Annotated in this window: 13 protein-coding genes; all 13 read right to left on the reverse strand. The window is 64.0% G+C overall.

Annotated elements, in window-relative coordinates:
- Positions 1 to 26 precede the first annotated feature (26 nt).
- The gene (locus LSQ66_RS14905; RefSeq protein ID WP_231765984.1) at positions 27 to 998 is read right to left on the reverse strand and encodes a phage tail tube protein; all 972 of its coding nucleotides are present in this window, start codon (positions 996 to 998) and stop codon (positions 27 to 29) included.
- 3 nt (positions 999 to 1001) lie between these two features.
- Entirely contained in the window at positions 1002 to 1193 is a 192-nt protein-coding gene (locus LSQ66_RS14910) for a hypothetical protein (RefSeq protein ID WP_231765985.1), read from the reverse strand.
- A complete protein-coding gene (locus LSQ66_RS14915; RefSeq protein WP_231765986.1) occupies positions 1190 to 1630 on the reverse strand; it encodes a hypothetical protein in 441 nt (146 codons plus the stop codon). The genes LSQ66_RS14910 and LSQ66_RS14915 overlap by 4 nt, the downstream gene beginning before the upstream one ends.
- Positions 1627 to 1932 carry a head-tail joining protein gene (locus tag LSQ66_RS14920; RefSeq protein WP_231765987.1) on the reverse strand — a complete coding sequence of 102 codons (306 nt, stop codon included), beginning with the start codon at positions 1930 to 1932 and terminating at the stop codon, positions 1627 to 1629. The genes LSQ66_RS14915 and LSQ66_RS14920 overlap by 4 nt, the downstream gene beginning before the upstream one ends.
- Positions 1932 to 2264, reverse strand: a complete 333-nt coding sequence (locus LSQ66_RS14925) for a DUF2190 family protein (RefSeq protein ID WP_231765988.1) — start codon at positions 2262 to 2264, stop codon at positions 1932 to 1934. The genes LSQ66_RS14920 and LSQ66_RS14925 overlap by 1 nt, the downstream gene beginning before the upstream one ends.
- Before the next feature lie 61 nt (positions 2265 to 2325).
- Complete coding sequence (locus tag LSQ66_RS14930; protein WP_231765989.1) at positions 2326 to 4392, reverse strand: ClpP-like prohead protease/major capsid protein fusion protein; 2067 nt, start codon at positions 4390 to 4392, stop codon at positions 2326 to 2328.
- A gap of 123 nt (positions 4393 to 4515) precedes the next feature.
- Positions 4516 to 6060: a phage portal protein gene (locus LSQ66_RS14935; RefSeq protein ID WP_231765990.1), complete on the reverse strand. Its 1545-nt coding sequence runs from the start codon at positions 6058 to 6060 to the stop codon at positions 4516 to 4518.
- Positions 6060 to 6290, reverse strand: coding sequence for a hypothetical protein (locus LSQ66_RS14940; RefSeq protein WP_231765991.1), 231 nt, complete (start codon positions 6288 to 6290; stop codon positions 6060 to 6062). Before LSQ66_RS14940 ends, LSQ66_RS14935 begins: the two co-directional genes overlap by 1 nt.
- 78 nt (positions 6291 to 6368) lie before the next feature.
- Complete coding sequence (locus LSQ66_RS14945; RefSeq protein WP_231765992.1) at positions 6369 to 6647, reverse strand: Mor transcription activator family protein; 279 nt, start codon at positions 6645 to 6647, stop codon at positions 6369 to 6371.
- Entirely contained in the window at positions 6647 to 8710 is a 2064-nt protein-coding gene (locus tag LSQ66_RS14950; protein ID WP_231770119.1) for a phage terminase large subunit family protein, read from the reverse strand. Before LSQ66_RS14950 ends, LSQ66_RS14945 begins: the two co-directional genes overlap by 1 nt.
- A gap of 5 nt (positions 8711 to 8715) precedes the next feature.
- Positions 8716 to 9255: a terminase small subunit gene (locus tag LSQ66_RS14955; protein ID WP_231765993.1), complete on the reverse strand. Its 540-nt coding sequence runs from the start codon at positions 9253 to 9255 to the stop codon at positions 8716 to 8718.
- 123 nt (positions 9256 to 9378) lie between these two features.
- Positions 9379 to 10152: a hypothetical protein gene (locus tag LSQ66_RS14960; RefSeq protein WP_231765994.1), complete on the reverse strand. Its 774-nt coding sequence runs from the start codon at positions 10150 to 10152 to the stop codon at positions 9379 to 9381.
- Positions 10153 to 10402: 250 nt separating this feature from the next.
- A complete protein-coding gene (locus LSQ66_RS14965; protein WP_231765995.1) occupies positions 10403 to 13159 on the reverse strand; it encodes a DUF5906 domain-containing protein in 2757 nt (918 codons plus the stop codon).
- Positions 13160 to 13371: the final 212 nt, after the last annotated feature.

A 13371-nucleotide genomic window follows, 5' to 3' on the forward strand; every position in this document is an offset into this window, starting at 1 on the left:
TCCTTTGTGTCCGGCGGCGCCGGTGTTTAGAAACTGGTCGTAATGCGGATTTCGTCGTTGCCGGTGAGCGGCGTCATGCGCAGCTTGAAGCCGTTGAAGCGCGAGCCCTTCAGCTCGTCCTTGGTCGGGTCCACCAGCTGCACGGCCGGCATGAACACCATCACCTTGTCGCCAGCGACCGTGCCGTGCTCGAGGCCGATGCTGGTGAGACCGGCCGCCTTCACCTGGGTAAGGAACGCAACTTCCTGCGATGCGTTCAGCTCCAGCTTCAGGTCGCCGGTCACCTTGCGATCAGTGATTGGCACCGACTCACCGCCCAAGACTGCCTGGAACTCGGCCGTCACGCCCAGATCGACCATCAGGCCTTGGCTCGGGTAGAAGGTGCCGCCGGTCAGCGCTGGCGCCAGCAGAGCGGAATGCGTCGCGCCGAAAGTCAGGTTGCCGGAATTTGCGTCCGTCACCAGCTGGGGCACGCGCCAGTCGGACAGATCGGTCGACGGATTCGCCGCTGCGGATACGCCGCCGTCCAGCGCCACGAACTTGAACGAGATGACAGGCTTCTTGCCCACGGACAGGTCCATCGATGCGGTACCGCGGGCGCCCAGCCCCTTGTGCAGCACACCGTCGTCGTACCAGTAAATCGTGACGGACTCGAACGCATTGGAGATCGGCGTGTAGTCGACACGGACATCCTCCGTGATGGTTTCTGCAAAACCGATGGCACGCATCAGCGGGCCCCAGGCTGGCGCGACGCCAGCGTCGCCGGAACCGACCAGCTCGACGTCGAAGCCCATTTCGAGATAGGTCGCGCCGACCAGCTGTTCCGAATTACCCAGATACGCGCGAATGATGTCGCGGTCCACGTTCTCGGCCTTCAGCGGGTTGATACTCAGATTGCTCACCACCAGCGCATTTGCCGCGCCGCTCGGCGCAGCATCCTGTGCATAAGTGGTTTCCAGTTTCGCCAGAATGGCGGTCTTGCGGATGAGGCGGCTCATTGCTTACTCCTTTTCGATTTTGTTTGCGGTGGCAGCAGCCAGCTGCCCGGTCTCGGGGTCGCGCTTGAAGCTGCCGCCCACCTGGGGCTCTACAGCCACCGGCGCGATCCGGAGACCAGGCTGGAGCACCACACTTTTCGTCGCAGCCGATGGTTGCGGCGCGGCGCCGGCGTCATTGGCGGTATCGGTGGTCATGGGTTCAGTGTCCTTCCTTGTGTCTGGTGGGTGATAACGAAGCGCGCCGTCACGCACGCCAGGCTGGAATCCAATTCGTCGTTGTCCCAGGTCAGCGTTTCGCCTTCCGATGGCTCGAGAGCCGAAACGGTGCCGTCTAGGGTTGCATTGGCGTCCAGGCAGGCGAACACCTGGTCGAGCACAGCATCCGCCGCGGTGTTCGGCTCGTCTGCCGTTCCGCGTCCATAGCACTCCACACTAATGAGGGTGTGCCAGGTTGGTCGCGCGCCGAGCACCTCTGGCAGCGTGGAGGCACTGCGCTCGAGGCGCACCACGACCGCACGCCCTACCTCCCTACCAAGGGCACGAGCCCGCGACGCGAATACCTTGCCGCTTGCAACATTGGCGTCCTTCAGGACGTCAACTACTTTGTCCAGGACCTGCTGGTGCGCGCTCATGCCGCCTTTTCCAGCAGCACAGTCGTCAGGCCGGCCATGGAAGTGCCGTCCGGCTGGCAGTCGGCAACACGCCACACTGCGCCATTCACGGTGACGGAAGTCCCGACGAACGATTCCGGCACCTTGTCCGATGCCAGGATCATTTGCGGCGCCGCGGCGCCCATTCCGATGGTGCCGACCATCCCGACTTTGAATTGCGCGTCGAAGACAACCGGCACCTCCTCGCCGCCGATGACGACGCGCGCGTTCGCAAGCTTTGCCAGGGCCGCCAGGTGGAGCCGGGCTTCGAGCTGGTCGAACATCAGGCGTTCAGCTTCAGTGCAACGGTTGCGACGCCGGCGCCAGCATCAGCCGCCGCAAAGCCGGCCTTGGTGTTCCCCGAGGCGGTTTCGGTCAGGCGGCTGTTCGCCGCGTCCCAGTAGAGCTCCTCGCCGAGTTTCGTATCGTCGGTGGAAAGCTTGGGCAGGGTAAACACGCCTTCCACCGCAACCGACGCAGTGGCGCCGATAGCGATGTCGGCCAAGGCAACGCCCACACGCTTGTTCAGCACCACCAGGGCGCCGGACAGGATTGCTGCGCCGGTGGAATTGGTGTAGTCCAGCACACCGCCTTCTTGCACATAGTTCTTTGCCATCTTTGGCTCCTGAATCGTTGAATGAAACGCGCAGCGCCGGGCGCCGCGCGCGGTAAGGCGCTTACGCGCCCGGGTTCTTGGCCATGGTGCGGAAGGAAAGCGCCTTCACGCCCGCGTCCAGGCGCACTTTGAATTCGGTGCCATCGACATTCCAGCCCTCCTGGCGCTCCAGCGTCGGAGACTGCACGCCGTCCAGGTAGCTCACCTCAACGGTGTCGTGCATGTCCTTGTTCGCTGCGCCGTACCAGATGGTCGGCGAGGCGGCGTCCAGGCGCGCGTCGGAGATGACTTCGAAGGTTCCGCGCACCGAGTTGGGCACGGTGTTGTTCTTGTTAGCGGCGCCGACGTCATACTCGCTGTCGCGAACCACGCGCGCGGCGCCTTCCAGCGCGATCGGCACCAGGATGTTGGCCAGACGGATGTTAAGGATGGCCTCGCCGTCCTTCTGGGTGGCCATCGCGACACGCATGGCGTCCACCGCGGCGGTGCTGAGGCCGCCACCGGCCAGCAGATTCTTGTGGTCGGCATGGAACAGGGCGACGCCGTCCGACATCACCTGGTTCTGGGTCAGCACGGCATACACCAGGTTGCCAACCGTGCGGATCGCGGCACGGCCCATGGCGCGAGGGATCTTGGTGAATGCATCCAGGTCGTCGTTGATGATCGTCTGGCGGGTCAGGTTGAACATCTTGCCGTAGGTCGCCAGCTGCACGCTCTCGCCGCGCTCGCCCATCTGGGCATTGTGGTATTCGCCGCCGTCGCGGATCAGGTCCAGCGAAGGGAACGAGCCCAGCTCGATGCGCTTGCCGATTTTGAAATCGGTCAGCACGCCGGTGGAGGTCCATTTCTGGAAGGTTTCGTCGGCTTCCTCGTAGCCCTTCATCATCGCCTTCTCGGCGATGTTCGTCAGCAGGATCGGGAAGTCCGAACCCGTGCCGGTGAAGGCTGCGGCGACCAGGGCCATCTTGTCCATGCCGAGGGCCTTGATACCCGCGCGTTCTGCCGAAGCACGGGCAATGTCCATCAGCGAGTAGCTGCGAAAGTTGTTCGCCGTATCATCCTTGGCCAGACCGGCGCGAGCCATAATCGAAGCGGTTACGCCGGCGCGGAACTTGTCGCGCTCGTCTTCCAGGGTGACGATGCGCGGGCCGCTGCCTGCGACCGGGGTCGTACCGGCACCGAGGTGCGCCAGCAGCTGCTTGTTCGCCTTCTCGACCGTGCAGTCGAGATCGTCCACGCAGGCCGTTTGCAGCGCCTGCACGCCTTCGACATTGGTGAATTTGGCGAAGGCCTGGGCGATCGCAGTGCGACGGGCCTTGTCAGCAGCCAACGCCTGGGCGCGGATCTGCTCTTCGTTCAGGGGCTGCGCGGCGGCAGCAGGGGTTGCAGCAGACATGGTGTTGCTCTCCTCGGGAGTGGAAGTAATAGGTGCCGGCGGGACAGCAGCAGCGCGTGCTTCCGACAGCATTGGGAACGACGCGAAGCGCGCCTTGATGGAACCGTGCAGGGTGGCGGCGGCCGCGAGAGGCAGCGCCGGGACGACGACGTCGATCAGCTTTTCCGCGAGCGCCTGCTCCGCGGTGTACCAGTGGTCGACGCCATCCGACAGCAGGGCGAGCGCCGCGGCCTTATCATTCGAGCGGACCGCGTAGCTGGTTGCCATGGCTTCGGCAAAGCTGTCCAGCTGGTCGGCATACTCGCGCAGCTGCACGGCATTGCCGCTGACCCAGTTTAGCCATGGGGCGTGGATCATCAACAGCGCATTCTCGGCCATCTCTATGCTGTCGCCCGCCATAGCGATCAGGCTCGCCACGGACGCGGCGACGCTATCCACGATCGTGGTGACCGTCGCCTTGTGGCGACGGATGGCGTTGAAGATCGCGATACCGTCCGGGACCGAGCCGCCGAAGCTGTTGATGCGAATGGTGATGTGATCCACGTCCAGCGCATCGATCTCGCGCACGAAGTCCCTGGCGGCGACGGTATCCTCATACCAGCTCTCGCCGATGTCGCCGTAGATCAGGATCTCAGCGCTGCGCGCGCCGGTCGATGCCGCAGGCTTCGTCTGGGCGCGCACGGAGTACCATTTGGCAGGGTGTGCGCTGGGATTGGTTGCTGGTCCGGACATTCAAGGCTCCTTGTTCTGAGCCTGCAGTTTCCAATTTGCATCGTCCCATTTCTACGCAAAAGTGAGACAGAATTGATGAGCTGCCGAAATGCGGCGGGCCCGCTAATGCGGACCCGCTGCGCACTACTCGTCTGCAGGCCCGGGAGGCGGATCAACCTCGCGCTCGGGCTGTGCCGCCTTGCTGTGGTTTTTGAAGTCGGAGGAGAAGACGAGGCCGCGCGAGCCGGCATCCTTGCGCCAGGTGTCGATCTGGTCCAGCTGGTCGCGCGGGTTGACGCCTCGCTTGCGCATGACCTCCACTTCGCTCGCGAAACCGCCCTGCACCAGCTGCAGCCACGCCATGGCCTCCTTCAGCGGGTCGATCCACGGCATGGACTGGCCGATGAAAAGTGCATCGTCCATGCTGTCGGGATCGACGTCTGCGGGCATCGGCACCACGCCGGAAAGGTGCGCGGCCTGTACGAACGTGCTCCAGATCGGCTGCACGTACTGGCCGACGAACTCGTCGGTCAGTACGGCGTAGTTGATCCACTGCTCCACCAGCTCCTGGCGCTGCGCGGAATAGGTGCCGCTATAGTCGCGCGCGAGGCTGGAATAGCTAGCGCCCAAGCCGGCGGCGACGGCCCGCAGCTGGCCGCCGCGGAACGTCACCAGATTCGGATTTGGCCGGTTCGAATCGATCAGCCCGATTTCCTCACCTGCGACAAGGGTGTCGATGATCATGCCGGGTGCGAAGCTCATCTCCCTGGGCGCAGAGGCGGTACCGGCCACACCTTCCGTGACCTGAAAATCGTCAGGCGAGCCCTTCTTGATGTAGGCGGTCAGCGATGCCGCGACCTTCGCCGCAATGCGCTCCGACTCCTCGTAGTCCTTGATGTCTTCCAGTCGAGTGATCACGCTGGCGAACTCGGACACGCCGCGCATCTGCCCAATGCGGTCCACTGACTTCAGGTGCACTATGCGCTCGGCCGGCACGCGCTTCACCTCGAACTGCTTGCGCGCCCAGGTGTCGCTCCCAGGGAATTCCTTGTAAGCGTAATAAGCGGTCGGCCGACCCCAGGCATTGCGCTGGATGCCCTGCCAGATATTCGCCGCGGCGTCGTGGTACTCCATCGGGATGAAGTCAGGCTCGATCAACTCGACCGAGTACGGCACGCGCGTGCCGTGCACCAGGCCGGTGGCATTGCCGATCAGGTGCTGCGACAGGCATTCGCCATCACGCAGCCAGGTCTTTGCCACCAGGCGCTGCGTCTTGGCCCAGTGGTGCTGCTGCGTAACCTCGGGCGCCTTGGCCCAGTCGCGGTAGGCGTCGCGCAGGGCCTTGGCATATGCTTCGTGGATCTTGCCGTCCCTGCCGCGGGGCTGCGGCTCGATGCCGATCCCGGATGGGCCCACCACGTTGTTCACCAGCGTGCGGAGCGCGCCGCGCGCGATGTCGTGGTTCTGCTCCAGGTGGCGCGCCTGTTCGCGAAGCGCTACGGCGCCCTGCTGCACGTCCACGTCCGGCGCGCGGCCGGCCCGTAGGCCTTTGCGCAGGCGCGATGGCTTGGCCGCCTCATACTGGCCCAACACGCGGCGCGCCGCCATGCGCCTCACGCCGGCCGCTGGCGAGAGAAACGCGATCAGCCGGTCCAGCCCATTCAGGCGGACTTTCTTCTGCGACTCCATCAGCGCCCCGCGAAGCTGGCCACCGAATACCCGGCGCCGCCGAATGTCGGGCGCCCAGCTGCCCGCGCGCGCTCCGCCGCGACCTTGGCTTCCCATTCCTTGCGGCCTGCGCGCACGCTGTCCAGGTCCTCCATCCGCAGTTTGCGGTTTTCGAACTGGACCTCCTTGCCTTCGAGGATCGCCAGCTCGGCCTGCATGTACTTGGCCAGCATATCGGTTGCGACGGACATTTCGAACTCCTTTTTCGTTGCGAATAGGGGCACCCTATCAGCGCCCACGTCCCATTTCTACGCAAAGCCGGGACAGTCTCAGCTGCCCTTGAGGAGCCGGTAGAACTGGCTCCTGCTGCAGCCCAGCTCCGCCTGCAGCTCCTCCCTGTTGCGCCCGTTAAACCGGGCCCGGATAATCTCCGCGCGGGCATCGGCGTCGGTGCCGGTCTTCTTCACGTACACAGCCTGCCCGCCCCAAGCGCGGCGGAACTTCGCTTCCAGCTCGCGCTCGGTCTTCGGGTCGAGCGCGGCATCCCCAAGCGTGGCACGCATCTCGGCCAGGATCGCTCCCACGATGTCTAGTTGTTGTTCATGCATTATCTGAATCCCCTACTTGCCCAGCCGTCCGAAGCGAAGGGACTTGGCGCCACCGCACGACCCGACACAGGCGCCGGCGTTGCGGGCGGCGGCGTAACCTTCACCTCGCGCGCAGTTGCTGGATCACCGGCCGGCGCCGGCGCCGCGAACAGGTCCACTATCGACGGCGCCACCTTCTCTTCCAGCTCGTCCCAAAAGCGGGCGCTCTTCTTCGGCAGGTCGAGGTGAGTCTCCAGCCAGACGCCATAAACTGTGCAGTCCCACGCTTCAACGCGCTTGCGCAGCGGCGTCCAGCGCGATTCCTTTCCGCCGGCGGAAGCGCGCTCAACTCGTGCCTCACCGGCCATTTGCTTGTAGAACTCATCGCTTGCGTCCTTCGAAAAGTGGGTGTAGCCAGGCCCGGTCTTGGTGATCTGCAGGCGGCCGTATATAAGATCTTTGGCCAGGTTGGTTCCGACGTGCCAAAGCAGGAGGCCTTTCTTGACCTTTTTGCCGCGCCAGTCGATGTCCACCTTGCCGACCCCGTTCTTGATGTGCTTCTCGACGCCCGGGCTGCCGCGCACCGCATAAATCTTGTGCCCGAGCCGTGCCTGTGCCGCCACGAAGCTGTACACCGCATGCGTGTGGTGGCCCTGTGTATCGATCGCCGCCGCGTGGATCTTCATCGGCGCGCCACCCGCGTGCACGAGAGTCGCCTCCCACAGGTATTCAGCGAGGTCGCTCCACACCTGATCCTCTGACGGGTTGCCATAGAAAATGCGATAGTCCACGTACCACACCTCCATGCCGCGGCCTATCGCGCGCACCAGCACCTCGATCCGGTTGTCCTGGGTATCGCAGCTGGCGAGCAGCAACAGGCCGCCCAGCGGCACCGTGCCGTAGGCGTATGGCTCGGCGCGCTCCTTCAGCTGGTCGGCATCGGTCTTCTCCATTTCGACTTCCCATGGCAGCCCGAGGGTGGTGTTGGTGAAGGCCTTCAGCTTCGTGATGTCGCCGGCCTGCGCTTTGGCGTAGGCGGACAGGAACTCGTCCACCAGGTTGGACCACGTCGCGGCCGGGCTGTAGGCCGTCCAGACGTGAAACGCGATGTGCTCCATCGGCGCGATCTCATGGCCCAGGGCATTACGGAACACGCCGTCGGCGTCGATGGTCACGCTGCCGTCGACGTTCTGCCAACGCCCCTGCGGCGCCAGCGCCAAGTACTCCGCTTGCGTGATGAGCGTGCCGCAGCCAGGATGCGGGCAGAGGTGCCGCACAGAGTCGGGATCGCCGGGCAGCCAGCGCATGCCGGTCGCGTCGTCTTTTTTGCCCCAGACGAGCGGATGGAAATTGCCGCAGCCGGGGCATGGAATGGCGTATTTGAAGCGCTCGTCCGCGGCCTCGTACCGGTCCTGGATCAGCGAGAAGCCCGCGAGCTTCGGCGTCGATCCCGTAACCATTTTGGGGAACGTCGCACCTTCCACGCGTTTGGCGGCCAGGATGTCGGGCGCGCCCTCCTTGTCGATGTCGCGCAGGAAGGCATCTAGCTCGTCAAGGAAGGCCACATCCACTGAAATCCTGCGGTAAGCACGCGCCGCGGTACCGCCGCGCGTGTGCAGCAGGCAGCCCAGGAACTTCTTCTGGGCCAGCGTGTTGTCCTTGTGGCGCGCGAGGTGCGCCGGCATCGCCCGCGCCATCACGCCGACGTCGCGCAGCATCGGGTCCAGCTCGGTCTTTACGAACTCGTCGTTGTCACCGTCGGTCGGCTGCCACAGCGCCTGGTTGCGGCGCTTGTGCTCAGCGAAGTAGCCGATGGCGGCGAGCAGGATCTTGGTGTAGCCGACCCGGGCCGACTTCATGAAGTCGATGAAGCGGATATCGTCGTTGCTGATGCAGGCCATGATCGCGCGCTGGAAGGGCCACGGCGTCCACGCGCCTTCCACGTACGAGGATTCCTTCGATAGGTAGAAGTGCTGCCGGGCCCACTGCTCGAGACTGAGTGGTTCCGGCACGCCGAACGCGCCGAGGCCGCGCTGCACGGTGGCGCCGAATTCGGGCGACTCCCAGCCCAGCACCTCGTACATATCGCTCACTGGCCACCCTCCTCGTCTTCCATGTCACCCGCAGCAGACTCATCGCCCGACGCGCCAGCGGGATCGTCGCGCAAATCGGCGAGCGACATGCCGGCAACGACGTTGCGGGCGCGCGCGATCTCGTGCGCGATGGCCTTGACCTCCTCGGCCGGAAGGCTCGGCACGCGGCGGCGGACGGCGCCGGGGATCGCGTCGAAGATTGCGGCAACGCGCGCGCCGGATTTCGCGAGCACCTCTTCGATCAGCGTGACCGGCGCCAGCACCTTTAGGCGCTCGGCGTTCTGCAGGGCCACGCGGATGCGCTGCTCGCGCGCCAGGCCTGCGCGCTCCTGCGCCAGGTCGAGGTCCCCATTGGCCGCGCGGCCAGCGGCCTGCTCGCGCAGATGCGAGCAGTACGCGTGGAGCATCTGCAGGCCCGGCATGCTGGGGTCCAGCACCTCGCGGGCGATCAGGTTGCCGACCGCCTGCTGGCTGATGCCGACCAGCGCGCCGAATGCGGCTTGGGTCATGGGCTGGTTCAGGTCAGGCTGCGACAATACAACCCCCTGGGGATGGTGCTGTGACTAGCGCGGAGACAGGGTTCGAATTACCCCTGCCACCCGAGGCAGCGGAGTACCTTGGAAACCGTTTCGTCGCAGCAACAAATGGGTGGAAGGGGTTCATCGTGCGGTCTCCTGCGCCTCGATCCAGGCTTTCGCGAACTGCCCCGCGAACTCGCGTTCGACCGTCAGCTGTGCGACGTATTCGAAGTCGAAGCGCTCCTGGTAGACGGCGCTGCGCACGAAGATCACCACCGGCCTGACTGCCGTGCCACGTGCGAACTGCACACGCTGCCAGATGCCTCGCGGCAGGCGGTCGCCCGGGCTGCCTGCGAAGTACACGTAGCCCTGCTGCCGCTTTGTGCCGCGGGCCAGCGCCTCGCGGCGCGCCGCCGTGGTATTCGCCCGGTAGCCCATCTCTGGGAAAGCCTGGAAGTAGGACAGGATCTGGACGATCTGCCCGCGGCTCATGTTGCCGTAGGCATCCAGGCGGGCGCCGCTGCCGGGCACGGCCCGGAAGCCAGCGGGCATGGCACCCACCGCCTGGAGCGCGCGTTCGAAGCGCTTCTGGCCTCGCAGGCCACCCCTCACCTGAGGCGCCAGGAACTTGGAAGCAGGCGTCGCTTTTGTCGCGTCGTCCTTCAGCTTCACTTCGGCGGACAACCGTTGTGCGGTGGCGCCACGGACCGCGACGCCAGACAGCGTGTAGGGTGTGGGATTACGGAAGACGTCGCGCATCTCGCGCTGCTCGGCTTGCGCTGCCAGATGGGCAGTTCGGGTCAGCGCGACGCGAGTAGCGAACGCCTGCTGTTTTGGCAGCGTCTGCGTGGTGTGGCGCGTTATCGACGCTATCGCTTCTCGAACATCGACTTTCATTTCCCATTCCTTCATCATCTTTGTTGCAGCCTTAGCAGCCTTACGTTCGAAGCCTGCACAGTGCAAAGCGGCTCCAACTCTACTTCTGGGCAGGGTATGCAGGGTTTCAGGGTTGTTTACAACGTGGTGAGCAACAAATTTCACGTGCCAACCCAACTTTCCTCGCATACGTGCGGCGAACCCTGCAAACCCTGACACCCTGCTCAGATCGAGCATTCATGCGGCTTTGCGCTATGCAGGGTTCGTTACCAACCGTGCATAGGCTGCGCTAACCCAGCGCGCCATCCGCCCGAACATCGGCTTCCTTCCTGAAGTGCTCGAGATCGTTCTCCAAGCTCTTCTTGTCGTCTTTATCCCCGATGATGAACATCATTCGGGACTTCGCCTGCTTGTTCCCAACGGAGACTTTCTTCTTCGCCTTGTGCTCCCTGCTGGCGATCAGGCCGGCGAACTTGCACAGGGTGAGCGGCTTCTCACCACTCTTGTCGCACCAGCGCCGGTAGATGTTGAACAGGTCTTCGCTCAGGCAGGAGCAATACGGCGCATCCAGGTAGCCGTCCTTCCAGGCGCGATGGAATGACATCCATCCGCTTAGGCCGAACTCGATAACGCGCTCCTTGGCCAGCGTCATCGGCGGCTTGGTGTGTTCGTTGAAGCCTTCCAGCGGGAACGTCAGCAGGTAGTAATAGAAGGCCTCAATCGCTCCGGCCGCGATGGCGTCCGTGACGGATTTGTAGAAGGCCTCGTCCTGCTTCGCCCTGGCCTCGATCACCATCATGCGTCGGTCCTCAAGCTCGATCGGTATCGGCTGCGGCTCGTTCGACAGGAACGCGGCGTTCATGTGATTCGTTTCGGTCCGCTCCGGCAGGTTCTTCTGGTTGATGCTCATCTGCTTGCCTGTGATCATGTACTTCAGTGTCCCGTTGTGGCTGTACTTGTCGTCGCGCGACAACACCTCTTCGAAGAGCACGAACAGCTTGCGAGAACGCCAGGCAGTGAACGTGGAGTCCAATTGGTGCTGGCTGGCCACGGTGCCATAGTCGCCATAAATCGGGGCGATGATGTCCTGAAAGAAGAGGCTTTTGCCCGTCCCCTGCTTCTCTCCGAACATCAGCAGCGCGGTCTGCATCTTCGCGCCCGGGTGCTGGAGTGGATACGCCAGCCAGCGCAGTATCCACACCACACATTCGTCGATCCGGTCCTCGGCGTTGCAAAGGGACGACAGGAGCGCGAGGATTGGCTTCACCAGCTCATCGTTGCGTTTCGGCGTGAGCGGCCAGCCGAGGAAGATGTTCACGTGTGTGACAGGATCGGCCCGCTGCGTGGGGTCGAACACCAGGTTCTTCGCCTCCACCGTCTTACGCAAGCTGTGTTCCTGCCAGCGAGCTGTCAGGTCGGCGGTGTAATCGGCCCGCACGGCGCCGAGCGACATCACCTGCTGCCCAATGCCGTCCCACACGGTTTCCGTCCCGCGCAGCAGCGTCAGGTGCTCCAGCATTTCGCCGAGCTTTCCTCCCTCTCCGCCTGGACCGACGGCTTTGCCGCCGACCAGCGCCGGGAGGGATTCACGGAGAATCGTTCGGCGTGTCTCAGCCTTCTCCCACTGCGAGGCCAGCTCCTTCCCTACCCAAGCCGTGAAAGAGCTCTTCTTCATGCGCTGCTTGCGCAGCCCGTCCCATACATCGGTGGTGGGATAGATTAATGCGAAATGCGAGAGCAGAACCTCCAACGTAGGCACCCGCAAACTGACCAGCTCGTCCTCTGGCAGGGGAGAGGTTGGTTCCCCTGCAGCAGCCGACGGAGGCGATTCGCAAGACCTCTCCCCCTCTTCCTGTGCGGCCAGGGTGCCCCACGGGCTATCGGCCGCAGCGTGCGCCTCCTCCAGGGCAGAAGCGATCTGTGCGCACGCCGCCTCCGGCGACTCGTTCACCCACAGGTCATTGAAATCCGACCATTTGTTCTCGCCGCGCTGCTCAAATTTTGGCACGCAGACCATGGACCGCCCGACGGCTGCGGCTGCCGCACGCGCCTTCGATAGCCCAGCGTTCTCAAACTTCAGGATGCGCACGCGGCGGCCTGCCCGGATGTCGCATTCAATGTACGGTGTGTTGGTCGAGTCCTTGCGCCAGGTGGCACGCACCGTTACCGACTCGCCTTTCCCATTGAGGCACACGTGATCAGCGCCATCGATAGGCGGCGCCGTTTCGACATCAAAGTCCTCGGACAGATCGCGCTGGTAGCGTTGTACGAGCTGCCAGTCGTCGTCCGCGAAGAACAGCAGCAGGGCATCAGGAAAATCCTCGCGCAGCTGGCGCGCAACGGCCAGCAGATTGCCCGCATTGAATGCCACCATCAGCGGCACCCGGCAGTCGGAAGCGCGGCGCACTGTCTGAGCGGTAGCGTATCCCTCCCCAATTCCGATGACGCGGGTTTCACCGCGCACGATGGTGCCGATCAGGCATGCAACCCCTGACATGTCGGCACCGGCATTGAAGCGCTTCTCGCCATCTGGCGCGATTTTCTGTACGCACGCCAGCTCTGCGCGCTGCCCAGTACGGTAGCGGCGAGCAGGCACCAGCAGTGTGCCATCGAGGGCCACACGCGCACCCTCGCCATCGATCTGCTTGCGCTGCAGATATGGAACCGCTGCAGGGTCAGTTACCGCTCCAGCACGCTTCCACTCTTGCGCCGCACGGTTGGCTGCGAAGCGAGCGGCATTTTCGCGGCGCCGCTCTTCCTCCTGCTCAATCTCGGCCTGGCGGCGCGCTGCCTCAGCGCGCTCTTCGTCGGTAGCCCCCTCCCAATCGACCTTCACGGAAACGGTGTTTGGGTTCTGTCCCTGCCACAGTCCATATGCCCCTGTAACCACCGTTCGGCCGGAACGTAGCGTGAATTCGCGTAGGCGGTACCACGCTTTCTTGCCCTTGCCGAACTTGTTGATCTTACCGTTCAGGCGAGGGTGCCCGGGCGGCATGGGTGGCAGATCTACTGCCATTTGCGCGATCACGCTGGCCAGGTCAGCCATACGCAACTCCGCACAAGGGCATGCTAGCGAAAGGGAGACTCAGGCCCAGGTCACGCATCGGTCGCGCTCTCCGCTACTTCCACAGCGGGCGACCTGTATGGGAGCTCCTGGCTCCCGACGCGGGAGGGAAAATTGCGATAATCCAGTGCACCGTCCCGCAGCACCATGTAAGCGCCCCCCGGGCGGTACCGCCCCATCTGGCCCGTGGAAAG

The sequence above is a fragment of the Massilia endophytica genome, from assembly GCF_021165955.1.
In the GTDB taxonomy this organism is placed as follows: domain Bacteria; phylum Pseudomonadota; class Gammaproteobacteria; order Burkholderiales; family Burkholderiaceae_D; genus Rugamonas; species Rugamonas endophytica.